Below are 23,581 nucleotides of genomic sequence, written 5' to 3' on the forward strand. Positions count from 1 at the left end.
ATCCGGGAGACCGCGAGCCATGACGTCCCTGCCGAACGTGTCCATCCTGACCCGGCGCGCCGTGGTGACGGCGCTCGGCGCGAGCGCGGCGCTCGCCGGATCGCGCACGGCCCGCGCGGCGACCGCCGCCAAGGGCATCTATCCGGTCGCGACCTGCAGCTACATGGTGATGTTCGCCGCCCAAGGCCTCGGCTACTTCAAGGACGAGGGCCTCGACAGCCGCCTCGTCCAGGGCGGGTCGGGCGTGAAGACCCGGGAGATCATCGCCTCGGGCCAGGGCGATTTCGCGCTCGCCGACTTCGTCCATCCGATGCTGCTGACGAACAAAGGGCGCCCGTGCAAGGCGCTGACCGCGGTCGACCGCATCGCCGCCGGCCTGCAATTCATGATCCGGGCCGACCTCTACGCGCAGGGCATCACGGATCTCGCCAAGTTCGTCGCCTGGAAGCGCCCGGACGGGCGAAAGCCCCTCGTCGGCGTCTCCTCGATCGGCGGCACCACCCATGTCTGGTCGACCTACTTCCTGGAAAAGCTCGGCTATGACGGCATGGTCACCTGGCTCGGCGTCGGCAACGTCGACACGATGCTCGGCTCGCTGAAGACGAAGCAGGTCGACGTCCTCATCAACACCTACTCGCTCGTCGGCGAGGTCGAGCGCCAGGGCTACGGCAAGCTGCTCTACGACGGCTCCGATCCGCGCAACTGGGACTCGGTGATCGGCGGCACGGTGCCGGTGACGGTCAATTACTGCCTGCAGACGCGAATCGACCGCGATCCGGCCATGGTCCAGGCCTGGACCAACGCCGTGATGCGCGCCGGGCAGTGGGTCGACAAGCACGAGCCGGAGGAGATCTACGGCGCGATCGAGCCCTTCGTCGGCTCGACCTCGCGCGAGTCGAACCTGATCGAGATCAAGGCGACCAAGGCGGTCGGCAACCCGGCCGGATTGATCGACCAGGCGGCGTTCGACCGCGGCGCCAAGGTGTGGTTCCGCGAGATGACCGGCGTGCAGAAGCTGCCGCTCGACTCCGTCTACGCGGCGCGCTTCGCCGAGGCCGCCGCCGCGAAGTACCCGGCATGAAGCTGGCCCTCGCCGACCCCCCACCCCCGGCACACGTCGCACTCGCGCCCGTGCGCGTCGACGTGCGCGGCCTCTCGAAGTCCTTCGCCCTGCACGGCCGCCGGATCGACGCGGTCGAGGACGTCTCGTTCAGCGTGCGCCAGGGCGAGTTCGTGTCGCTGCTCGGCCCCTCGGGCTCCGGCAAGAGCACGGTGCTCAACATGATCGCGACTCTGCTCGCCCCGACATCAGGCACGATCCTGATCGACGGCAAGGCGGTGGTTCCGGGCCGCACCACGCCGCAGGTCGGCTACGTCTACCAGAAGGACACGCTGTTTCCCTGGCGGACCGTGGCCGACAACATCGGCTACGGCCTCGAACTCGCCGGCTTGGGCAAGGCCGAGCGGCGCGAGCGGGTCGCCCGGGCGGTGGCCCGGGTCGGGCTCACCGGCTTCGAGGGAGCCTATCCGGCCTCGCTCTCCGGCGGCATGCGCCAGCGCGCCTCGCTGATGCGCACGCTCGTGCGCGAGCCCGAGATCCTGCTGATGGACGAGCCGTTCGGTGCCCTCGACACCCACACCAAGCTCGACATGCACGACGTGCTGCTCAAGATCTGGGAGCGGGAGAAGCAGACGGTGCTGTTCGTCACCCACGATCTCGGTGAGGCGCTCACCCTGTCGGACCGGATCATCCTGTTCTCCGCCCGTCCGGGGCGGATCAAGGACAGTTTCGAGGTGCCGTTCCCCCGCCCGCGCGACGGCGTCGCGATGCGCGAGACGCCCGAATACGCCGCTCTGTTCTCGCGGATCTGGCACGCGCTCGGCGAGGAGTTCAAGAAGGCGCGCAAGTCATGAGCCGGCGGTTGTCGACCCTCGCCTGGCAGGTCGGAATCGTCGCCGTCCTGCTCGCCCTGTGGCAATGGGCCTGGAGCCTCAAGCCCTACGCGCCCTGGGCGGTGCCGGACCTGTTCGACCCCTACTTCGTGTCGCGCCCCTCCGAGATCTTCGCGCAGTTCCTGCGCCTGAGCTGCCTGCATCCGAAGCCCGGCGAGTGGGCGATGCCGGGCGGGACGGCCTTCTCGGCCTGCACGGCGCGCTACGAGAACAATTTGTGGTTCGCGACCTTCGTGACGTTGCGCAACACCTTCTTCGGCTTCCTCACCGGGGTGACGAGCGGGGTGGTGCTCGGCCTGCTGCTCGGCCGCTCGCCGCGGCTCGCCGAGATCGCCTCGCCCTTCGTCACCGCGGTGAACTCGATCCCCCGGATCGCGCTCGCCCCGATCATCATCCTGGCCTTCGGCATCGGTGACGCCTCGAAGATCGCGACCTCCTGGATCGTCGTGGTGTTCCTGGTGTTCTTCAACACCTTCGAGGGCGCGCGCTCGGTCGATCCCGACTACGTCAACGCCTCGCGGCTGCTCGGCGCCTCGGAGTGGCAGATCACCCGGACCGTCATCGTTCCCTCGACGATGGCCTGGGTCTTCGCTTCGCTGACGCCGGCGGTGTCGTTCGCGCTGATCGGCGTCATCGTCGGCGAGTTCATCGGGGCCGAGTTCGGGATCGGGCGCCTGATCATCGAATCGGAGGCGCGCGGCGAGGCCGCCGGGATGATGGTCGCGGTGTTCGTGCTGATGATCGTCGGCATCGTGCTGTCGGCCGGGATCCAGCGCATGCAGAGCTACCTGCTGCGCTGGCAGCCGCGCCACCAGGGCCGGTGAACCCGGAGCATCCCGCGACGAGGCGGGTGCCGGTTCGTCGCGGAAAACGCGGCACGATCAATGACCTGGAGCGCTGCCCGTTCTGGCGCGGCGACCGTCGCTCCCGGACCGCGCAAGCCTGCTGTGCCGTGCACCGTGTTGCCATGTGATCGGGCGGCGCTCTAGGTCCGGCTGGCGATCCGCGAGCCGTGCGACAGCACCCGGCTCAGGCTCGCGGCCGTCCTCTCCAGGCTGGCGATGCGGACGGGCAGAGCGTCGTTGAACACGCGCTGGACCGGTCCGGTCAGGCCGATGCTGTAGAGAACCGGTCCGTCCTCGAGCCTGACGGGAAAGCCGAGGGCGCCGAGGCCCTCGTCGATCTCCGAGATGCAGGTGGCGTAGCCCTTCAGGCGAACCTCGGCGTACTCGTCGAGGATCGTGTCCCGCGCCGTCCGGGTCTGGCTCGTCAGCGCAGGGAGATCCCGCTCCAAGGCTTTCCGGATCAAGGCCGTGTCCTGGAAGGCCAGGATGGCTTTCGCGGTGGCCGCGGCGTGCGGCGGCATCTCCAGGCCGGGCTGGACGTAGCTCCGCCACTGCACCTCCGGCGAGACGCTGAAGACGACCCGCACACTGTGCCCGACGAGGCGCGTCAGGTAGCAGGTCTCGCTACGCTCGGCCGTCAGCGCCTCGAGGGCCGGACGCGCCAGCGCGACGAGCCAGCCGTCCTCGGCCGACATGTGCAGGAGCCGGACGAGCCGGGTGCCGAGGCTGTAGGTGCGATGCCGGCCCCCGCCCTCGACGAGCCCGGCCCGGAGGAGGCCCGCCAGCAGCCGGTGGGCGCTGGTCTTCGGCATGTCGAGCAGCGTGCACACGTCGCTCATCGTGATCGCGCCGGGGAAGCTCGCGACCAGTTCGAGAACCGTCATGTAGCGGTCGAGCGGCCCGCTTCCGTGCACCTCCTCGCCGCCGGCCTCGACCGCGCGCCCGGCGCCGGGCGGTGAAGCGGAATCGGGCATGCCGCCCGGAGTTTCATCCGAACTGCCCGCCGAAGTGCGGTTGACAATCCCCCGTGCCATCGTACCCTCAAACCGAATTACGGAACTAATTCCCGTTAATCGGAACTTATAGGCCGAAACATCGGTCTTGTGAAGCGCCGGGAGGTCGAATCATGGCTCAGACACGCAGGACCACGCTCGCCCTCGCGGCTGCCGCGATGCTGGCGGCCGGGGCCTCCCGGGCGGCCGAGGAGCCGATCGCCGTCGGCGCGACCGTGCCGACCACCGGACCGCTCTCCCTCACCGGCAAGCTCTACTTCAACACGCTGACCCTGGCGGCCGAGGACATCAACAAGGCCGGCGGGATCAAGGGGCGGCCGATCCGGCTCGTGATCGAGGATGCGGGCGCGTCGAACAGCACCGCCGTCTCGGCCTTCGTGAAGCTCGCGCAGGAGACGAAGCCGCCATTCGCCTTCGTGACGAGCTACTCGACGCAGAACCTCGCCGTCGCCCCGGAGATCGCCAAGGCGGCGATCCCGGTGATGTATGCCGGCGGCGCCGACGCGGTCGCCGAGGGCGGCAATCCGTGGATGTTCCGGATCCGGCCGACCGACAGCCTGGCGGCGCGGGCGATGGTCCAGTTCATGGCCGCGCAGCTCAAGGCGACGAAGCCCGGCATCCTCGCCATCCAGAACGATTTCGGCCAGGGCGGCGCCGGGGTGGCGGCCAAGCGGCTGGAGGAGGCGGGCCTCAAGGTCGTGGCGAACGAGGCCTACGGCCAGAACGACAAGGACTTCTCCGCCCAGCTCCTGCGCCTGCGCGCGGCCGGCGCCGACGTGATCTTCGTGTTCTGCTACCCGGCGGACGGCGCGCTGCTGCTGCGCCAGGCCAAGGCGCTCGGCCTGAAAGTACCGATCGTCGCCTCCTCGGCGGCCTTCGTTCCGGCCGCCCTCCAGCTTCTCTCGCCGGCCGACCTCGACAACGTCTGGGGCGTCGTCGACGCCTTCGTCGATCCGGGCGCCGGCGGGCGGATGAAGGATTTCGCCGAGCGCTACAAGGCGAAGTTCGGCACGGACGCCGACGCCTACGGCCTCGCCTATTACGACGGCGCGATGCTGATGGCGGAGGGCATGCGCCAGGTCGGCACCGATCCGAAGGCCCTGCGCGACTGGCTCGCCGGCGTGAAGGGCTGGCCCGGCATCGGCCATGCCTTCACCTTCGACCCGAAGGGCAACGGCGTGCACGACGTCGCGGTGGTCAAGGCCAAGCCCGGCACCAAGGCGCTCGAGGCCATCACCACCGTCAAGCTCGACTGAGGCGACCGGGAGGCGACACGACGCGGCGACCGCACATGGCTGATCTTATCCAACTCCTGACGAACGGGCTCGCCCTCGGCAGCGTCTACGCGCTCGCCGCGATCGGCTTCGTGATCGTCTACTCCGCCACGGGCGTGGTGAACTTCGCCGCTGGCCAGTTCGTCATGCTGGGGACCTTCGCGGGCGTGGCGACGCTGGTGAATGCAGGCTGGCCGCTGCCGGTCGGCTATGCCGGCGCCCTCGCCCTGATGGCGCTGTTCGGCCTCCTGTTCTACGCCGTCGTCTACCTGCCGCTCGGCCGCTCCCCGGTCGTCACGATCATCATCGGGACAGTGGCGGTCGGCATCACGCTGCAGAACGCGGCCCTCCTCACCTTCGGCTCGTGGCCGTTCCGCCTCCCCTCCCCGGTCGAGGGGATGATGCTGGAGGTGGCCGGCGCGGTGATCCCGGTCCACGCGGTCGCGGTCGTGGTCGCCACGGCCGTCCTGATCGGGCTGCTCTGGCTCCTCCTCAACCGCACGGCGTTGGGCATCGCCATGCGGGCGGTCGCGCAGGACGCCCGGACGGCCCGTCTGATGGGCCTGCGGGTTAACGCGCTCCTCGCCTTCACCTGGATGCTGGCGGCCGTGCTCGCAGGGATCGCCGGCCTGATGCTCGGGCCGATGTGGTTCGCCGACGTCAACATGGGCGACCCGATCGCCCTGAAGGCCTTCGCGGCGACGATCATCGGCGGCTTCGGGAGCCTGCCGGGCGCGATCGCCGGCGGCCTGTTCGTCGGCCTCGCCGAGGTCCTGGGCGCCTCCTACGTCTCGTCGGCCTACAAGGACCTGATCGCCTTCGGGGCGATGATCCTGTTCCTGCTCCTGCGCCCGCAAGGGGTGTTCGGCGAGCGCATCCAGGACCGGGGCTGACGGCCATGCGCTCCACCCTCCTCCGTTCCGCGCTGGTGCTGGCCGCGCTGGTGCTGGCCGGCTTCGCCCTCTCGTTCGCCGTCTCGGAATATACCCTGCGGCTCCTCAACATGGCGGTCATCGCCGCGATCGCGGTGATCGGGCTGAACTTCGCCTTCGGCTATGCCGGCTTGATCTCGCTCGGCCATTCCGCCTTCGTCGGCCTCGGCGCCTACGGCCTGGCGATCCTGACGACGAAGGCCGGCTGGTCGCCCTGGCTCGCCGCGCTTCCCGCCATCGCCGGGACCGGCCTCGTGGCCGCGGCGCTCGGCTACCCGCTCCTGCGCCTCAAGGGCCATTACCTCGCCCTGGCGACGCTGGGGCTCAATGTCAGCTTCGGCATCGTCGCGGCGAACTGGATCGAGCTGACCGGCGGCACCAACGGCATCGCGCAGATCCCGGGCCTGACGCTGGCAGGCTACAAGCTCGAGGGCGAGCGGGCCTTCCTGTGGTTCGGGCTCGCGGTGCTGGCTGTGCTCGGCCTCGCTGCGCTCGCGATCCACGCCTCCCGCCTCGGCCGCGCGATGATGGCCGTGCGCGACGACGAGACCGCCGCCGCCATGACGGGGATCGACGTCACCGGCGTCGGCGTGACCGCCTTCGTGCTGTCGGCGGTCTACGCCGCGATCGCCGGATGCCTGTTCGCGGTCCACGTCCACTTCGTCTCGCCGGACGACTTCAACTACGCCCACTCGATCACCTTCCTGTCGATGCTGATCGTCGGCGGCGAGGGCTCGGTCGCGGGCGCGATCGTCGGGGCGGCGCTCCTCACCTTCCTGCCCGAATGGCTGCGCGTGCTCGGGGAAGGCTACCTCGCGTTCTTCGGCCTGATGATGCTGGCGATCCTGGTCTTCCTGCCGACCGGCATCGCCGGCCTCCTGCGGCGCTGGCGCCGCCCCGCTCTCCCGCCGCAGGACGCCGCCGCGGGTCTCGACGGAGCCGTCGGCCGATGATCGCCGCCACGCAGAACGCCGCTCTGGCGGCGACCGGCATCACCAAGCGGTTCGGCGGCCTCGTCGCCCTGGCCGATATCGACCTCACGGTCGGGAACGGCGAGTTCGTCGCGCTGATCGGCCCGAACGGCGCCGGCAAGTCGACGCTGCTCAACGTCCTCACCGGCCTCTCCGCCCCGACGGCCGGGCGCATCGCCCTCGACGGGCGGGACGTCACCCGCCTGCCGCCCCACCGCCGCATCCGCGCCGGCCTCGGGCGGACCTTCCAGCACGGGCGCCTGTTCCCGCGCCTCAGCGTGGTCGAGAACATCATGACCGGGGCGGCGAACCGGACGGGGCGCGGCGAGGCGGGCTTACGGACGCACGCCCTCGCCCAGCTCCGCCGCATGGGCCTCGAACGCTTGGCCGACCAGCCGGTCTCCGCCCTGACCTACGGCAACCGCCGGATGGTGGAGCTGACGCGGGTGCTCGCCTGCGAGCCGCGCGTGCTGCTCCTCGACGAACCGGCGGCGGGGCTCAATCTCGGCGAGGTCGAGGACCTGATGGTGCGCCTGCGGGCGATCCGCGCCGAGGACCGCATCGCCGTGGTCCTGATCGAGCACAACATGGGCATGGTGATGCGGCTGGCCGAGCGCGTCGTCGTGCTGAACTTCGGCCGCAAGATCGCCGAGGGCACCCCGGCGGAGGTGCAGGCCGACCCGGCGGTGCTCGCCGCCTATCTCGGCGAGGGGGCCGCCCATGCTGGCCGTTGAGGACCTCACGGTCGCCTACGGCGACATCACCGCGCTCCACGGCGTCAGCCTGGAGGTGGCGCAGGGCGAGACGGTGGCGCTGATCGGCGCCAACGGGGCCGGCAAGACGACGCTGCTCCAGACGATCTCGGGGCTCAACGCGATCCGCGGCGGCGACATCCGCTTCAAGGGCAGCTCGCTCAAGCGGGTCCCTTGCGAGCGGCGGGTGCGCCTCGGCATCGCCCAGGCACCCGAGGGCCGCCGCATCTTCCCGGGCCTGACCGTCGAGGAGAACCTCGTCGTCGCCACCGCCGCCTGGCGCCGCCCGGGCGGGTCCTTCGCCGACGAGCTCGCCTTCGCCTTCGACCTCTTCCCCCGCCTCAAGGAGCGGCGCCGGCAGCTCGGCTGGTCCCTGTCGGGCGGCGAGCAGCAGATGCTGGCCATCGGCCGCGCCCTGATGGCGCGCCCGACGCTGCTCCTCCTCGACGAGCCCTCGCTGGGCCTCGCTCCGCGGCTCGCCGAGGAGGTCTACGAGCGCGTCGGCCGCATCCGGGAGAGCGGCCTCACGATCCTCGTCGTGGAGCAGAACACCGTGCTGGCGCTGGCGGTCGCCGATCGCGGCTACGTGCTCGAGACCGGCCGCGTGGTCCTCGCCGGTCCGGCTGCCGCGCTCAAGGCCGATCCCCGGGTGCGCGAGGCCTATCTCGGCCGCTGACACGTCACGGCCCCCTGCGGGCAGAGTCATCCGTCGCACCCGGGGCCCGCTTGCGGGTCGTGGGGCGTCACGATCAGGAGCAAGTCCATGACCTATCCCGATGCGGCGTCGCGCTCGAAGGCGATGCACGACCGCGCCCGCGCGAGCCTGCCGGGCGGCAACACCCGCACCACCGTGTTCATGAAGCCCTATCAGCTCTATGCCGAAAGCGGCGAGGGCTGCCGCGTCGTCGACCTTGACGGCGTCGCCCGCATCGACTGCATCAACAACTTCACCTCGCTGATCCACGGCCATGCCCACCCGGCCATCGTCGAAGCGGCCTGCCGCCAGGTGCGCCTCGGCAGCGCCCCCGGCCTGCCGACCGTCTCCGAGGTCGAGCTCGCCGAACTGCTCTGCGGTCGCGTCGCCTCCGTCGACAGGGTCCGCTTCAGCAATTCCGGCACCGAGGCGGTGATGAACGCCCTGAAGGCGGCGCGCGCCTTCACCGGGCGGGCGAAGATCGCCAAGTGCGAGGGCGCCTATCACGGCTCCTACGACTACGCCGAGGTCAGCCTCGAGACGCCCGCCGCGAGCTGGACCCAGGCGCCGCCGGCCTCCGTCGCCTACGCCAAGGGCACGCCGCAAGGAGTCCTCGACGACGTCGTCACGATCCCGTTCAACGACATCGACGGGGCGGTCGGCCTCATCCGGGCCCACGGCCCCGACCTCGCCTGCGTGCTGGTCGATCCGATGCCGAACCGCGCCGGCCTCGTCCCGGCCGACCGCGCCTACATCCAGGCCCTGCGCGAGGTGACCCGCGAGGTCGGCGCCCTCCTGGTCTTCGACGAGGTGATCTCGTTCCGCCTCGGCCACGGCGGCGCCCAGCCGCTCTGGGGGGTGGATGCCGACCTGACCTGCTTCGGCAAGATCATGGGCGGCGGGTTCCCGGTCGGCGCCACCGGCGGCCGGGCCGACGTGATGGCGGTGTTCGACCCGAGCGAGGGCAAGCCCGCCCTGCCGGCGGGCGGCACCTTCTCGGCCAACCCGGTGACGATGCGGGCGGGCCTCACGGCGATGGAGCTTCTCGACGAACCCGCCTTCGCCCGCCTCGCCGCGATGGGCGAGCGGGTCCGGACCGGGATCGACGAGGCCTTCCGCCGCAGCGGCGTCCCGGGCGGCGCGACCGGCCTCGGCTCGCTGATGAAGATCCACTTCACCGACCGCCCGGTGCGCGACTACCGCTCCGCCCATGCGGGTCCGGCCGAGGCGGCGCGGCAGGCGGCGTTCTTCCGCGCCCTCCTCGACGAGGGCGTGCTGATGGCGAGCTACGGCCTGATGGCGCTCTCGACCCCGATGACCGAGGACGACCTCGCGGCGATCCTCGCCGCGATCTCCGCCGCCCTCGACCGCGCCGCCGCGGCCTGAATGTCCCTCGGAAAACTCCCGGTTACGGTCGTCGCTCGCTCCGGCAGCGTCGGCGCAGCGGGAGTTTTGTGAGGTGCACTGAACCGGCCCCGCCCCACCCGGAAGACCGCCAGCCCGGAACCCATGATGCCGCGCCCCGTCGATCCCATCACCCGCTCGGTCGTCGAGCACCGCCTGTCCTCCATCGTGATTGAGATGGGCGAGGCGATGCTGCGGACCTCGTACTCGCAGATCCTGAATTCCAGCCGCGACTTCTCGATCGGCATCACTGACACGCAGGGGCGGCTCGTCGCCCAGGCCGACCACATCCCGGTCCATGTCGGCGCCCTGCCCTGGGCGACGCGCGCCGTCGAGGACCGCTTCCGGGACGTGGCGCCGGGGGACGTCATCCTGATGAACGATCCCTATCACGGCGGGTCGCACCTGCCCGACCTCACCGCCTTCGTGCCGGTCTTCGACGGCGGCGAACGCCTGTTCTGGACCGTCGTGCGGGCGCATCAGAGCGACATCGGCGGCTCGACCTACGGCGCCTACAATCCGGATGCCCGCGACATCTGGACGGAAGGGCTGCGGGTCCCGCCGATCAGGCTCTACGAGGCCGGGCGCCTGCGCGAGGACCTGGTCGATCTCCTCGCCCTCAACACCCGCAACGGCCACGATTTCCGCGGCGACCTGGCGGCGATGGTCGGGGCCGCGACCCTCGGCGAGCGCCGGATGAGGAAGCTCTTCGCCGAGTTCGGCGGGCCTGTCGTCGTTCAGGCGGTGGACGGGCTGTTCGACGCCGCCGAGCAGCGCGCCCGCGCGATCGTCGCGACCTGGGCGGACGGCGTTTACGAGGGCGAGGCGTTCCTCGACGACGACGGTCACGGCCGCGAGGACATCCGCATCCACGCCCGGGTGACGAAGAGCGGCAGCGACGTCGAGGTCGACCTCACGGCGTCCGATCCGCAGAGCACCAGCTTCGTCAATTCCTCGCACGCCAACATGCAGTCGGCCTGCGCGATGGCCTTCGCCTACCTGCTCGACGCCGACGTGCCGAAGAATGCCGGCGCGTTCCGCCCGCTCACCGTCAAGGCGCGCGAGGGCACGATCGTCTGGGCCGAGCCGGGCCGGCCGGTGACGATGTGCACCAGCCACCCCTCCGACGAGATCGTGGAGGCGATCGTCAAGGCGCTCTCGGGCGCCTGCCCCGAGCGGGCGATGGCGGGCTGGGGCCGGCGCTTCCGCATCGCGCTCCAGGGCGAGGACCCGCGCACCGGGCGCGGTTTCATCTGGCACATGTTCCACGCCCGCCCCGGCGGCGGCGCATCGTCGGGCGGCGACGGCTGGTCGACGGCCGGCGAGTGGCACACGGTCGGCGGCCTGAAGTTCGGCAGCGTCGAGTTCGCCGAGGTCCGCTTCCCCCTGCATTTCCGCCGCCACGAGTTCCTGCCCGATTCCGGCGGCGAGGGTCGGTTCCGCGGCGGCCTCGGCGCCGCCCTCGACCTCGTCGTCGAGACGGCGACGCCGGCCGTCGCGAACACCGCCGGCGACGGGATCCGCTACGGCGCCTGCGGCATGCAGGGCGGGCGCGACGCGGCCCCGCACGCATACCGCCTCCTGTCGGAGGGCCGCGAGCCCCGGATGCTCAGGACCAAGGAGACCGGCATCCCGGTCCGGCCCGGAGACGTGTTCGAGATCCGCTCGGGCGGCGGCGGCGGCTGGGGGCCCCCTGAGGCCCGCGACGCGGCCGCCCGGCAGCGGGACCTCGCCGAGGGACTGGTGAGCGGCAAGGGAGACCGTTGAGGTGGCGCAGTTCAGGATCGGGATCGACGTCGGCGGGACCTTCACGGATCTCGTGGCGATCGACCGCACCGGCACGACGGTGTTCGCCAAATCGCCCTCCACCCCGGACGACCAGTCGCTCGGCGTGCTGGCCGGCCTCGAGGAGCTAGCCCGCCGGCTGAACCTCGGCCTCCGGGAGATGCTGTCGGGAACCGAGCGGATCGTGCACGGCACGACGGTCGCCACCAACGCGCTCCTCGAGCGCAAGGGCGCCCGGGTCGCGCTCCTCACCACCGAGGGGCATCGGGACGTGCTGGAGATGCGGGAGGGCCTGAAGGACGACCGCTACGACCTGCGCTCAGGCCCCCCCGAGCCGCTGGTGCCCCGCTCCCTGCGCATCGGCGTCCGCGAGCGCCTGCGGGCCGACGGCTCGGTGGCCGTCCCGCTCGACGAGGGATCTCTCGCCGAGGCGGTCGCCCGCATCCGCGCCTCCGGCGCGACGGCGGTCGCGGTGTGCTACCTTCACGCCTACCGCAACCCGGCCCACGAGATCGCCACGGTCGAGCGGCTGGCACGGGAGCTCCCCGACCTCTTCGTGTCGCGCTCCAGCGACGTGCTGCCTCAGATCAAGGAATACGAGCGCGTCTCGACCACAGTCGTGAACGCCTATGTCGGGCCGGCGGTCCAGCGCTACCTCACCAACCTGGAACGGCGCCTGCGCGAGGCCGGCCTGGCCGGCGCCCTGTTCATCATCCTGTCCCATGGCGGCATGGCGCCGGTCGAGGAGGCGGGACGACTGGCGGCGGCGACGGTCCTGTCGGGCCCGGCCGGCGGGGTGGCGGGCGCGCGCCGCTGCGCCGCGATGCTCGGCATTCCCGACCTGATCCCGTTCGACGTCGGAGGAACCTCGACCGACATCTCGCTGATCGTCGACGGGCAGGCGGCCCTGTCCGGCGCCCGCGGGCTCGCCGGCGAGCGGATCGCGCTTCGCTCCCTCGACATCGCGTCGGTCGCGGCCGGCGGGGGCTCCCTCGCGAGCTTCGAGAACGAGCGCTTCCAGGTCGGCCCGGAGAGCGCGGGCGCCGTCCCGGGGCCCGCCTGCTACGGCGCGGGCGGGACGCAGCCCGCCGTGACCGACGCCAATCTCCTCCTCGGCTACCTCGATGCGGACACCTTCCTCGGCGGCCGCAAGCGGCTCGACCGGGCCGCCGCGGAAGCCGCGGCCGACGCCCTCGCGCCGAGGCTCGGCCTCTCGCGCGACGAGACGGCGCTCGGCATCCACCGGCTGATCAACCTGAAGATGGCCGACGGCATCCGCCTCATGACCCTGCGGCGGGGCGTCGATCCCCGGCGCTTCGCCCTCCTGTCCTTCGGGGGCGCCGCGGGCCTTCACGCGGTCGAGGTCGCCCGCGAGCTGGAGATCCCGCGGGTCATCGTGCCGACCGTCGCCTCGGTCCTCTCGGCCTGGGGCATGCTGGCGAGCGACCTGCGCTACGAGGTGAGCCGGACCCATGTCGGCGAGCGCGCGGCCGTCGACGACGACGGGCTCCGGGCCATCTTCTCGGACCTCGAGGCGCAGGCGACGGCCCGGCTGCGCGAGTGGTTCGACGGCCCCTTGCGCGTCGAGCGCTCGGCGGAGATGCGCTACGGCGAGCAGGTCTTCGAGGTCGACGTGGCGCTCGACGACCTCGCATGGGATGCGCCCGCGCTAGTCGCCCGGGTCCACGAGCAATTCCACGCCCGCCACGAGGAGTTGTTCACCTACGCCTCACGGGATCAGGAAGTCGTGTTCGTCAACGCCCGCGTCGCCGTCGTCGGCACGGTGGCCGTCCCACCCGTTCAGGCCGCGGCCCTCTCGCCGTCGCCGGCCGCGCCCGTCGCGGAACGCCGCGCCTATTTCGGCGGCTGGCGCCCGGTCCCCGTCTACCGGATCGAGGGGCTCGCCCCGGGCATGACGATCACGGGGCCGGCGATCGTCGAGGCGGAGACCACCACCGTGATCGCCGGCGCGGGCGACGTCGTCACGGTCGATCGGCACGGGTGGCTCGACGTCCGGTTGAGACGCGGGAGCGCGGCGGACGGATGAGGTCGACGGGGCGGCACGCCGCCGTCACGGCCCGCCGGTCCCGGCGAGGTCCGCATCCGCGGCGGTCCCGCCTCCGGTCATGCGTCGCAGCCGCTGCGAGACCGTGAACCGTCCCGCCGGGTGGATCGTCGAGGACATCTCGAAGATCCCGCCCCTCTCGTCGACGTAGTGGCGCACGATCCGGAGCGCGGGCGCCTCGGCCTGCGCCTGCAACGCGGCGGCTCGGGCCGCCGGCAGGGCGACGGCGTCGACGGATTGCCGGATCTCGGCGCAGCGTCGGCCGTAACGCTGCTCGATCAGCGTCGTGATCAGAACCTCCGGCGTGACGCGGGCGGTCTCGCCGAGATCGGCGTAGAGCGGGTCGATATACACGTCGGTCCAGCTCACCGGGGGCGCGCCCGGCTCGTTGTTCAGGCGCAGGCTCGAGATCCGGAACCAGCGCGTCCCCTCCTCGCAGCCGATCTCCGCAGCCAGCCCCGCATCGGCCGTGACGTGCGCCGTCTCCTGGACCACGCGGATCGTCGCGACGCCGAACTGGATCAGGTCCTCCAGGGACGCCAGGGACTGGCGGTAGCCGCTGGTCGGTTCGGCCGCCTCGACCCGCGTCCCCGCCTTCTTGTTGCGCGAGACGAGACCCTGGTCCTGCAACTGGCGGATCGCCGTGCGGACCGTGTGGCGGCTCATCCCGTAATGCTCGCACAATTCCAGTTCGGTCGGCAGCAGCGTGCCGACCGGATAACGGCCCGAGGCGATCCCGGCCCTCAGATCCTGCGCCACCTGCGCCCACAACGTGCCGCTCATCGAACCTTCCCGCATGGCCGCGCGCCGTCGCGCGCCCGCTCGCTTGACATCATGTCCGGACATAAAATATGCATCTTAATGTTCGTACATAACAGCGCCGTTCCTGGAGCGGCCGGAGGAAGCCGTGAGCCGCCAGATCCCCGCACCCGCCGCCACCGTCATCGATTCGCTCCTGTTTCGCGACGCATTCGGCACCCCTGCGATGCGCGCGGTCTTCTCCGACCATGCCCTGATCCAACGCTTCATCGAGGTCGAGGTCGCCCTCGCCAAGGCCGAGGCGGCCTGCGGCGTCATTCCGGCCGAGGCCGCCGATGAGATCGCCGCACGCTGCCGCTTCGAGGCGCTCGACTTCGACCTCCTCCGCCACGAGACCGACAATGTCGGCTACCCCATCCTGCCGCTGGTCCACCAGCTGGTGAAGCAATGCGGCGAGGCGGGCCGGTTCGTCCACTGGGGAGCGACCACCCAGGACATCATGGACACCGCCAACGTGCTCCAGATCCGCGCCGGCCTCGATCTCGTCTCGGCCGACGTCGATGCCCTGCGCACCATCCTGGCCGACCTGTCGCGGCGCCACCGCGACACCCCGATGGCCGGCCGCACCCACCTGCAGCAGGCCCTGCCCGTCACCTTCGGCTACAAGACCGCGATCTGGCTCGCCGCCCTCGACCGCCACGCCGAGCGCCTCGCGCAAGCCCGCCCGCGGGTGCTCGTCGGGTCCTTCGCCGGGGCGGCCGGAACCCTGGCCTCGCTCGGGGAGAGCGGGCTTCCCGTGCAGGAGGCGCTCTGCCGCGAGCTCGGCCTCGGCGTGCCGGTCTCGACCTGGCACGTCGCGCGCGACGGCTTCGCCGAGGTGGTCAACCTGCTCGCCCTCGTCACCGGATCGCTCGGCAAGATCGCGCTCGACGTGATGATCATGGCCTCGACCGAGTTCGCCGAGGTCTACGAGCCCTTCGTCACCGGGCGCGGCGCCTCCTCGACCATGCCGCAGAAGCGCAACCCGATCTCGTCCGAGCTGATGCTGGCCGCCTCCAAGGGCGTCCGCCAGCAGGCCGGGCTGATGCTCGACGCCATGGTGCAGGATCTCGAGCGGGCGACCGGCCCCTGGCACGCCGAGTGGATGGCGATTCCCGAGAGCTTCGTGCTCACCGCCGGCGCGCTGCATCAGGCGAAGTTCGCCCTGGGCGGCCTGATCGTCGACGAGGCGCAGATGCGCCGGAACCTCGGCCTCAGCCGCGGGCTGATCGTCGCCGAGGCGGTGATGATGGCGCTCGCCCCCCAGACCGGCCGCCAGGCCGCGCACGACCTCGTCTACGCGGCCTGCCGCGTCGTGAACGAGCGCGGCGGCACCCTGGCCGAGGCGCTCGCCGCCGTGCCGGAGGTCACCGCGCATCTCGACCGGGCCGCGATCGACCGCCTGACCGACCCGGGGAACTACCTCGGCGCCGCGCCGCAGATGGTCGACCGCGTCCTCGCCTCGGCGCCGCGCGGCCGCTGATGCCCCTCACGACGACCGCTTAGCGCCGCAACGCGGGGGCGGGCGCCCCCGCGGCGACACCAAGAGCGCGCGGTCACGGATCTCGCACCCCCTTGGAGGAAACGATGTCGACGACCGTCACTACGCCGACCGGCCTGCACCCGCCGCCCTCCTCCGCGGCGCGGCCGCGCCCGGCCCTCTGGAAGAACCTCGGCGTCCAGATCGTCGTCGCGATGGTGCTCGGCGCGGCCGTCGGCTTCCTGTTCCCGAGCTTTGCCGCGCAGCTGAAGATCCTCGGCGACATCTTCCTGCGGCTGATCAAGACGGCGGTGGCGCCGCTGGTCTTCCTCTGCGTCGTCGTCGGCGTGACCTCGGCGGGCGACTTCAAGCGCGTCGGCAAGGTCGGGCTGATCGCGATGCTCTACTTCGAGATCGTCTCGACCCTCGCGCTGGCGGTGGGCCTGCTCGCCGGCAACCTGCTCGGCGTCGGCCAGGGCATGGCGGAGACGACCAAGGCCACCCTCGCGCAGGGCAAGGCGCCGACCGGGGCCGCCGCGCCGCACTCGACGCTCGACTTCATTCTCAACGTCTTCCCCGACAACTTCATCGGCGCGTTTGCCCGCGGCGAGCTGCTCCAGGTCCTGGTGATCGCGCTGATCTTCGGCGCGGCCCTGCTGAACCTGCCCCCCGAGAAGCGTCAGCCGATCGAGCGCGGCCTCACCACGATCTCGGACGCGTTCTTCGAGTTCATCCACCTGATCATGTGGTGCGCGCCGCTCGGCACCTTCGGGGCGGTCGCCTTCGCGGTCGGGTCGAGCGGCACGAGCGTGCTGCTCTCGCTGATCTACCTCGTGCTGAGCTTCTACGCCGTGGTGATCGCCTTCATCGTGATCGTGCTCGGGGCGATCTCGGCCCTGTTCAAGATCAACCTGTTCCGCTTCCTCGCCTTCATCAGAGAAGAAATCTACATCGTGCTCGGTACCGCCTCCTCGGAGAGCGTGCTGCCGCGGCTCCTCGAGAAGCTGCCGACCTATGGCTGCTCGCGGCAATCGGTCGGCCTCGCGCTGCCCACTGGCTACGCCTTCAACCTCGACGGCACGTCGATTTACATGTCGATGGGCGTGATCTTCCTGGCCAACGCCTATCACGTGCCGCTCGACCTCGGCCAGCAGCTCGGCATCCTGGCCGTGATGCTGCTCACCTCGAAGGGCGCGGCGACCGTGTCGGGGGGCAGCTTCGTGGTCTTCGCCGCGACGGTGGCGGCGACCGGCGTGCTGCCGCTCGAAGGCCTGCCGATCCTGTTCGGCGTCTACCGCTTCATGTCGATCGCCATCGCCACCACCAACGTGATCGGCAACAGCGTCGCCACAGTCGTCACCGCCAAGCTCGCCGGGGAGTTCGACCCCCGCATGGCGGAGGAGGCGATGGCGCGTCTGCGCGCCGAGCGCGCAGGATCTCCCTGATCCCGTCCCCGGAAGGCCCATGGGCCTTCCGCCCATACGCCGACCAATGTCCTCCTGGGAGAATCACGCGCCATGACCGAGCCGTCGCCGACCCGGATCGAGTACGATGCCTTCGGCCCGGTCGAGATCCCGGCCGACCGCTACTGGGGCGCGCAGACGCAGCGCGCGCTTGGGGTCTTCGCGATCGGCGAGGAGCGCCTGCCGGTCTGCCTGGTGCGGGCCTTCGGCCTGCAGAAGCTCGCCGCAGCGCGCGCCAACCGCCGTCTCGGGGTGCTGGACCCGTCCCTCGCCTCCCCCATCGAGGCCGCTTCCCGCGAGGTGTGGGAGGGCGGGTTCGACGACCACTTCCCCCTCGTGGTCTGGCAGACCGGCTCCGGCACCCAGACCAACATGAATGCCAACGAGGTCATCGCCAACCGCGCCAACGAGCGCCTCGGCGAAGCCCTGGGGACGCGCAGCCCGGTCCATCCCAATGACCACGTGAACCGGTCCCAGTCGTCGAACGACAGTTTCCCGACCGTCATGCACCTCTGCACGGCGCTGGAACTGCGCGACCGGCTGCTGCCGGCGCTCCACCTGCTGCGCGACACGCTGGCCGCGAAGGCGGTGGCCTTCGACGACGTGGTGAAGATCGGCCGGACCCACCTCATGGACGCGGTGCCGATGACGGTCGGGCAGGCGTTCCGCGCCTTCGCGGCGCAGATCGGATCGGGGATCGAGCGCGTCGAGGCCGTGGCTCCGCGCCTCCACCGCCTGGCGCAGGGCGGAACCGCCGTCGGGTCCGGTCTCAACGCGCCGGCGGGGTTCGACGAGGCGTTCTGCGCGGAGGTCGCAGCCCTGTCGGGACTTCCCGTCCTCCCCAACCCGAGCAAGTTCGAGGGGATGGGCGCCCACGACGCCCTAGTCGAGGTCTCCGGCGCCCTCAACGTGCTGGCGGTCTCAGTCATCAAGATCGCCAACGACATCCGCCTGCTCGGCTCCGGACCGCGCTGCGGCCTCGGCGAGCTGGTAATTCCCGATGACGGCCTGTCGTCGTCGATCATGCCCGGCAAGCGCAACGCGACGGTCGCCGAGGCCCTGTTGCAAGCCGCCTTCCAAGTCGTCGGCAATCACGCCACGGTCTCGGCGGCGGGCGCCTCCGGGACGTTCGAGCTGAACGTCGCCAAGCCGGTCCTGATCCACAACCTGCTGCAATCGATCCGGGTGCTGGCGGACGGCACCCGCGTCTTTGCCCTTCGCCTCGTGCGGGACCTCGACGTCGACCGGGACCGCCTCGCGGACAACGTTGCGAACGCCCTGCTGCTCGCCACGGCGCTCAACCCGACCCTCGGCTACGACCGCGTCGCCGCGATCACCCGGACGGCCATGAGCGAGGGGGTGACCCCGAGGGCGGCGGCGATCGCCCTCGGCTTCGCGACGGCGGAGGAGTACGACCGCCTCGTCGATCCGGTCGCGATGACCTCGCCCGGTCCTGGTCAGCGTCGGGAGCAGGACGTATGAGACGATGTCCGGAAGTGTCCTTCAGGACATCGTCTCATCAGCCCGCGCGGGCTGACGTTCGACGGCGAGACGAGCCCTTCTTCCACGTCTTCCCTTTTCCCGATTCTCCTGCCGCTGACGCCTCATACCCTCGCGCCTTGGCATCGACACGTCGACGCCAAGGCGTCCGGCGCACCGGCGCCGACGCCCATTCGGACTTGCCTTGCGCCTTCGAACGGGTCCGTTCGAAGGCGCGGCGGTATCAGTCTTCGTCCTGCCACCGCCGCAGATCCGTCTGGTCATGATAGCCCATGCGGTCGGGCGTGGTGATGAACTCGATCGTCGTGCCCCAGGGCATACGGCAGTAGCAGACCTTGTTCCCCGGACCTTTTTCGGTCGCGTAGGGAATGGCACGCGGCGCGGTCAGGGGCGTGCCGCCGGCCCTCTCGAAGCGCGCGACCGACGCGTCGATATCGTCGGTGTAGAGCGCGAAATGCGTGAGGCCGAAGTCGCTGGCCCGGATCGGCGGGGCCTGTTCGGGACCGTGCATCTCGAACAGCTCGATGTCGGGCCCGGTTCCGAGCTTGACCATCGCCTGGGCGCGAACGACCGTTCCGGGGAATGCCCCGACCGCCCGCTCGAAGTCCGGTCCCTGCCGCGGCGGATCCTGCGGTCCGAAGGACTGGTAGATCACCTGGCCGCCGAAGGCGTCCACCAGGAACGCTGTCGCCGCCTCGATGTCGGGCACCGTGATGCCGATATGATTGACGCCGCGGATGACGGGTGCGGACATGACAGTCTCCTCTCTCGGCTGGGTCGATCGACCGCGGCTTCGCGAACGGGCTCTGCCCGGAGGGCCGCGGCCGGCTTGGCCCGCATTCTCCCGCGGGCGCCGGCTTTCAGGTGGCTTTGAGGAAATCGATCAGGGCGGCCGCGACGTCGTGCGGCCGCTCATCGGCGACATAGTGGCTGCACCGCGCGATCGCGCCGCCCGTCACATGGCTGGCGAACTCTCGCAGCATCGGCACCATCTGCTCCCCGAAGCGCCGATCTCCGCCGAGGCCTAGCACCGGGATCGCGAGCGGCCGCTTCTTGTACGCGAGGGCAGCCGCGTGATCGGCGGCGAGGGTGCGATACCATTCCATGCCGCCGCGGGTGCGGCCGGGCAGCGCCATCGCTTTCGCGTAGATCTCGATATCCGCCGGATCGAAGGTGCTGTGATCGTAGAACCGCTCGGCCATGAAAGCCGATACGTAGTCATATTCGCGGCCGTGGATCAGGCGCTCGGGCAGATCACGGTTCCTATGGAAACCGAAGTGCCAGAGCCTCGCGGTCGTCGCCTCCCATCCCGTCCAGCCGGGAAGCGGCACGTCGAGCACGGCCAGGTGCGTGACCGCCTCCCGGTAGATCGCAGCCTGTGACAGCGCCACCATGCCGCCGATGTCGTGCCCGCACACCGCGTAGCGCCCATGCCCGAGGGCGGCCATGACCTCGTGCGCATCGCGCGCCATCGTCGCCTTGTCGTAGCCGTCGAGCGGACAGTCGGAGAAGCCCGCCCCGCGCAGGTCGATGGCCACCACGCTGAAATGCTCGGCCAGCAGCGGCATCACGTGGTGCCATTCCCACCAGGTTTCGGGCCAGCCGTGAAGCAGAAGGATCGGCGGGCCGGCACCCCCGGTGACGGCGTTGAGCTTGATGCCGTTCGCCGGCACGAGCTGCTGGGTGAATCCCTGCAAGGTTGCGATCATGATCGCACTCCGATCGGATGGTGGGGTTGGAGCAGCGCGGGCGGCCGGCGCTCAGGGCTGGTCGAAATCCGTGGCGATCGAGATCTCGCGCCAGGCGTCGATGTCGCTGCGGAAGGAAGCCAGCTTCCGCTCGGCAATCGCGTGCGCGACCGGGCCGAGCGGCAGGTGAAGCGGCGCATCGTCGGCGTCGACCGCCCGCAGGATCACCGCAACGGCCTTGTCGGGATCGCCGGCTTGGTTGCCGTCGCTGGTCTCGCGATAGCGCCTGCGCGAGCTCGCCGCGTAGTCCGGCATCTCCTTGGCCGCCATGGTGATCGAGCGGCCGAGGAAATCGGTGCGGAACGGCCCGGGCTCGACGATCAGCACGCGGATGCCGAAGGGCTTCAACTCGCCCGCGAGCGCCTCGGACACGCCTTCCACCGCGAACTTGGCGGCATTGTAGTAGCCCCCTCCGCCACCACCCGCGATGCCGGCGCCGGAGGACATGTTGACGATCGTCCCGCCCGTGCGCCGCAGGACGGGCAAGGCGGCTCGGGTCGTCTCGATCAGGCCGAAGACGTTCACCTCGAACATCGGCCGGTATTCCTCGGGCGTGCCTTCCTCGATCGCGCCGTACAGCCCGTAGCCGGCATTGTTCACCAGCACGTCGAACCCACCGAAGGTCTCGACGGCCTTCGCTACCGCCGATCTCGCGGCCGCCGCATCCGTCACGTCGAGCGGCAGCGCGATCAAGCGGCTCGCGAAGGGGGCCGCCATCTCTTCGATCGACCGGACGGTGCGCGCGGTCGCGACGACCTGATCGCCGCGCTGTGCCGCGGCCAGGGCAAGACGGCGGCCGAAGCCGCTCGAGCAGCCGGTGATGAGCCAGGTTTTCATTGCGTCTTCTCCGTCGTCGTTTCGAGCGACGCCACGCTGCCGCCGCGAACCGTCATCTCGGCGATGATCGACCAGTCCTTCTCACCGAGGCCCGCAGAGACTGCTTTGCCGAGCCCCTCGCGGACGGCTTCCAGCATCGGGAGCGTGCGTCCGATCGCGTTGCCGGCCTCGGTCGCCAGGCGCATGTCCTTGAGCGCGAGCTTGGCTTTGAAGCCCGGCTCGAATGATCGTTCGGTGATCTGCGCGCTGTAGCTCTCGTAGGCGCGGCCCGAGAACAGGGTGCCCAGGATGAGTTCGAAGAAATCCGCCCGGTCGAGGCCGACGCTCTCGGTCAGCACGATCCCCTCGGCCATCGCCTCGATCGCCATGGCGATCATCATGTTGCAGGCGAGCTTCGCCGCATTCGCCCGAGCGGGGTCCTCCCCCAATTTCCAGACCTTCTTGCTGAGGAGGGCGAGCAGCGGCTCGATGCCCGCGACGGCCTCGGCCTTTCCGGCCGCCAGGATGTTGAGCTGGCCGCGCGCCGCGACGTTCGGCCGACCGAGGACCGGTGCGGACACGTAGCCGAGGCCCGCCTCTTCGTGCAGGCGCTCCAGGTCCCGCGCGAAAGCGACCGAGATCGTCGACGTGACGATGTGCGTCAGCCCTGGTCGCGCGCTCGCCAGCAGGCCGGCATCGAGTATCACCTCCCGGATGGCCGGGTCGTCGGACAGCATCGTGAAGACTGCGTCGGCGTCGAAGGCATCCGCCGGGAGCTCGACCAGCGTCACGTCGGGAACGTTGTCCTGAGCGACCTTGCTCCGGTTCCAGGCCCGCACGTCGTGGCCGGCCTTCACCAGGTTCAGGGCCATCGCCGAGCCCATGCTGCCGAGACCGATGAACCCGATCTGCATGATCTGTCTCCTGTCGTTCGGATGGGAGCCCGGGCGACCGCCCTCGTGGGTCGGGAGGATCCGCGGAAGGACGCCTTCCCCGGCGATGACGCCAATCTAGATGCTTAAATTTGTTCTTTAACTGACATGATTGTACTCTCCGCGTTCATTTTCGTACGGGTGGTCGCGATGGAGTGGAGTGACGTCAGAATCTTTCTTGCCATCGCGCGATCCGGCACGCTCGGCGGCGCCGCGCGTTCCCTCCAGACGAGCCACCCGACCGTCGGCCGGCGCCTGCGCGCCCTCGAGCAGGCAATCGGTCACACGCTCTTCCAGCGCACGGCGGACGGTCTCGTTCTGACCGACGAGGGCCACGGGATCATCGCGCTGGCCGAGCAGATGGAAGAAGGCGCGCTGGCCATGCAGCGCCGGCTCGCGGGGCGGGAACAGAATCTCAAAGGCAGCCTGCGTATTTCGTCGGCGGACTGGTTCGGGGCCTATGTCCTCCCTCCGATCCTGGCGGATTTCACGAAGGCCTACCCCCATGTCGACGTCGAGATCCTGACAGGCACGCGCCTGTTCAACCTGGCCCAGCGGGAGGCGGACGTCGCTTTTCGCATCGTTCCGTTCGACACGGCGGATGTCGTTCAGCGGCGGCTCTTCAGGCTCGAATACGGTGTCTACATCGCCGAGGAGGCGCCCGATCCCACTTTTGGCGACGGGACCGGCTTCCGGCTGATCACCCACGACACATCGACGGGTCATTTTCCCGACATCGCGTGGCTCATCGAGTGCTTCCCGAACGCAAGACCGGTCCTGCGATCGAACAACCGCAACGTCCAGGGGCGCATGTGCAGGCAGGGCGTCGGCATCGCCGTCCTGCCGCGCGTGGTCGGCGATCAGATCCCGGGGATCCGCACCCTGGACATGCCGACGCCGCCGCCGGCGCGAGACATTTGGATGGGGTATCACCGGGACCTACGGCGCCTGCAGCGCCTTCGTGCATTCATCGCGACCGTGTCGGACCATCTGGTGAATGCGACCGCATGATACCGACCCGGCAGTGCGCCGCCCTTTCCGAGCCACCGGCCGGGTGCAGGAATGGCGCATCGATACCGTCTCCAGATTGCAGGACGACGTCGGGCTGCGGACGAGGAAGTAGCCCTCAGCACGCACGGCCCGCTTCGCCGCGCCG

21 protein-coding genes are annotated in these 23,581 nt (G+C 70.4%); 15 read left to right on the plus strand and 6 right to left on the minus strand.

Annotated elements, in window-relative coordinates:
- Window positions 1-19 precede the first annotated feature (19 nt).
- The 3 genes from ABZT49_RS23240 to ABZT49_RS23250 are packed head-to-tail and all read left to right on the plus strand — an operon-like array spanning window position 20 to window position 2,777.
- Entirely contained in the window at window positions 20-1,081 is a 1,062-nt protein-coding gene (locus ABZT49_RS23240) for an ABC transporter substrate-binding protein (protein WP_355289386.1), read from the plus strand.
- Entirely contained in the window at window positions 1,078-1,914 is an 837-nt protein-coding gene (locus ABZT49_RS23245; RefSeq protein ID WP_355289388.1) for an ABC transporter ATP-binding protein, read from the plus strand. Before ABZT49_RS23240 ends, ABZT49_RS23245 begins: the two co-directional genes overlap by 4 nt.
- Window positions 1,911-2,777 carry an ABC transporter permease gene (locus ABZT49_RS23250; protein ID WP_355289390.1) on the plus strand — a complete coding sequence of 289 codons (867 nt, stop codon included), beginning with the start codon at window positions 1,911-1,913 and terminating at the stop codon, window positions 2,775-2,777. The genes ABZT49_RS23245 and ABZT49_RS23250 overlap by 4 nt, the downstream gene beginning before the upstream one ends.
- Before the next feature lie 161 nt (window positions 2,778-2,938).
- On the opposite strand, the gene ABZT49_RS23255 is transcribed toward ABZT49_RS23250, so the two are convergent.
- Complete coding sequence (locus ABZT49_RS23255; protein ID WP_355289392.1) at window positions 2,939-3,772, minus strand: IclR family transcriptional regulator C-terminal domain-containing protein; 834 nt, start codon at window positions 3,770-3,772, stop codon at window positions 2,939-2,941.
- A 152-nt stretch (window positions 3,773-3,924) separates the two neighbouring features.
- Here ABZT49_RS23255 and ABZT49_RS23260 point away from each other — a divergent pair, with 152 nt between their 5' ends.
- The 8 genes from ABZT49_RS23260 (at window position 3,925) to ABZT49_RS23295 (ending at window position 13,670) form a co-directional block, all read left to right on the plus strand.
- Entirely contained in the window at window positions 3,925-5,067 is a 1,143-nt protein-coding gene (locus ABZT49_RS23260) for an ABC transporter substrate-binding protein (RefSeq protein WP_355289394.1), read from the plus strand.
- Window positions 5,068-5,102: 35 nt separating this feature from the next.
- Window positions 5,103-5,978: a branched-chain amino acid ABC transporter permease gene (locus ABZT49_RS23265; RefSeq protein WP_355289396.1), complete on the plus strand. Its 876-nt coding sequence runs from the start codon at window positions 5,103-5,105 to the stop codon at window positions 5,976-5,978.
- 5 nt (window positions 5,979-5,983) lie between these two features.
- Window positions 5,984-6,970 (plus strand): branched-chain amino acid ABC transporter permease, encoded by a 987-nt coding sequence (locus ABZT49_RS23270; protein ID WP_355289398.1) that lies wholly within the window; start codon window positions 5,984-5,986, stop codon window positions 6,968-6,970.
- Complete coding sequence (locus ABZT49_RS23275) at window positions 6,967-7,722, plus strand: ABC transporter ATP-binding protein (protein WP_355289400.1); 756 nt, start codon at window positions 6,967-6,969, stop codon at window positions 7,720-7,722. The genes ABZT49_RS23270 and ABZT49_RS23275 overlap by 4 nt, the downstream gene beginning before the upstream one ends.
- The gene (locus ABZT49_RS23280) at window positions 7,709-8,416 is read left to right on the plus strand and encodes an ABC transporter ATP-binding protein (protein WP_355289402.1); all 708 of its coding nucleotides are present in this window, start codon (window positions 7,709-7,711) and stop codon (window positions 8,414-8,416) included. The genes ABZT49_RS23275 and ABZT49_RS23280 overlap by 14 nt, the downstream gene beginning before the upstream one ends.
- Window positions 8,417-8,503: 87 nt before the next feature.
- A complete protein-coding gene (locus ABZT49_RS23285) occupies window positions 8,504-9,820 on the plus strand; it encodes an aspartate aminotransferase family protein (protein ID WP_355289404.1) in 1,317 nt (438 codons plus the stop codon).
- A gap of 123 nt (window positions 9,821-9,943) precedes the next feature.
- Window positions 9,944-11,605 carry a hydantoinase B/oxoprolinase family protein gene (locus ABZT49_RS23290; RefSeq protein ID WP_355289406.1) on the plus strand — a complete coding sequence of 554 codons (1,662 nt, stop codon included), beginning with the start codon at window positions 9,944-9,946 and terminating at the stop codon, window positions 11,603-11,605.
- Window position 11,606: 1 nt separating this feature from the next.
- Complete coding sequence (locus tag ABZT49_RS23295) at window positions 11,607-13,670, plus strand: hydantoinase/oxoprolinase family protein (protein ID WP_355289408.1); 2,064 nt, start codon at window positions 11,607-11,609, stop codon at window positions 13,668-13,670.
- A 24-nt stretch (window positions 13,671-13,694) separates the two neighbouring features.
- Here the strand turns inward: ABZT49_RS23295 and ABZT49_RS23300 are convergent, their stop codons facing one another.
- Complete coding sequence (locus tag ABZT49_RS23300; protein WP_355289410.1) at window positions 13,695-14,471, minus strand: GntR family transcriptional regulator; 777 nt, start codon at window positions 14,469-14,471, stop codon at window positions 13,695-13,697.
- A gap of 136 nt (window positions 14,472-14,607) precedes the next feature.
- Here ABZT49_RS23300 and pcaB point away from each other — a divergent pair, with 136 nt between their 5' ends.
- The 3 genes from pcaB (at window position 14,608) to ABZT49_RS23315 (ending at window position 18,911) form a co-directional block, all read left to right on the plus strand.
- Entirely contained in the window at window positions 14,608-15,969 is a 1,362-nt protein-coding gene (gene pcaB, locus ABZT49_RS23305) for a 3-carboxy-cis,cis-muconate cycloisomerase (RefSeq protein ID WP_355289438.1), read from the plus strand.
- Between the two features lie 104 nt (window positions 15,970-16,073).
- Entirely contained in the window at window positions 16,074-17,411 is a 1,338-nt protein-coding gene (locus tag ABZT49_RS23310; protein ID WP_355289412.1) for a cation:dicarboxylate symporter family transporter, read from the plus strand.
- A gap of 72 nt (window positions 17,412-17,483) precedes the next feature.
- Window positions 17,484-18,911 (plus strand): class II fumarate hydratase, encoded by a 1,428-nt coding sequence (locus tag ABZT49_RS23315; protein ID WP_355289414.1) that lies wholly within the window; start codon window positions 17,484-17,486, stop codon window positions 18,909-18,911.
- A 241-nt stretch (window positions 18,912-19,152) separates the two neighbouring features.
- On the opposite strand, the gene ABZT49_RS23320 is transcribed toward ABZT49_RS23315, so the two are convergent.
- The 4 genes from ABZT49_RS23320 to ABZT49_RS23335 all read right to left on the minus strand — a co-directional run bounded on the left by ABZT49_RS23320 (window position 19,153) and on the right by ABZT49_RS23335 (window position 22,407).
- On the minus strand, window positions 19,153-19,683 hold the full coding sequence (locus tag ABZT49_RS23320) for a VOC family protein (RefSeq protein ID WP_355289416.1): 531 nt from the start codon (window positions 19,681-19,683) through the stop codon (window positions 19,153-19,155).
- 106 nt (window positions 19,684-19,789) lie between these two features.
- A complete protein-coding gene (locus ABZT49_RS23325; RefSeq protein WP_355289418.1) occupies window positions 19,790-20,638 on the minus strand; it encodes an alpha/beta hydrolase in 849 nt (282 codons plus the stop codon).
- A gap of 51 nt (window positions 20,639-20,689) precedes the next feature.
- Complete coding sequence (locus tag ABZT49_RS23330; RefSeq protein WP_355289420.1) at window positions 20,690-21,514, minus strand: oxidoreductase; 825 nt, start codon at window positions 21,512-21,514, stop codon at window positions 20,690-20,692.
- Complete coding sequence (locus ABZT49_RS23335) at window positions 21,511-22,407, minus strand: NAD(P)-dependent oxidoreductase (RefSeq protein WP_355289422.1); 897 nt, start codon at window positions 22,405-22,407, stop codon at window positions 21,511-21,513. The genes ABZT49_RS23330 and ABZT49_RS23335 overlap by 4 nt, the downstream gene beginning before the upstream one ends.
- A gap of 168 nt (window positions 22,408-22,575) precedes the next feature.
- Here ABZT49_RS23335 and ABZT49_RS23340 point away from each other — a divergent pair, with 168 nt between their 5' ends.
- On the plus strand, window positions 22,576-23,436 hold the full coding sequence (locus ABZT49_RS23340; protein ID WP_355289424.1) for a LysR family transcriptional regulator: 861 nt from the start codon (window positions 22,576-22,578) through the stop codon (window positions 23,434-23,436).
- Window positions 23,437-23,581 lie beyond the last annotated feature (145 nt).

This window comes from Methylobacterium sp. EM32, assembly GCF_040593685.1.
Classification (GTDB): Bacteria; Pseudomonadota; Alphaproteobacteria; order Rhizobiales; family Beijerinckiaceae; genus Methylobacterium.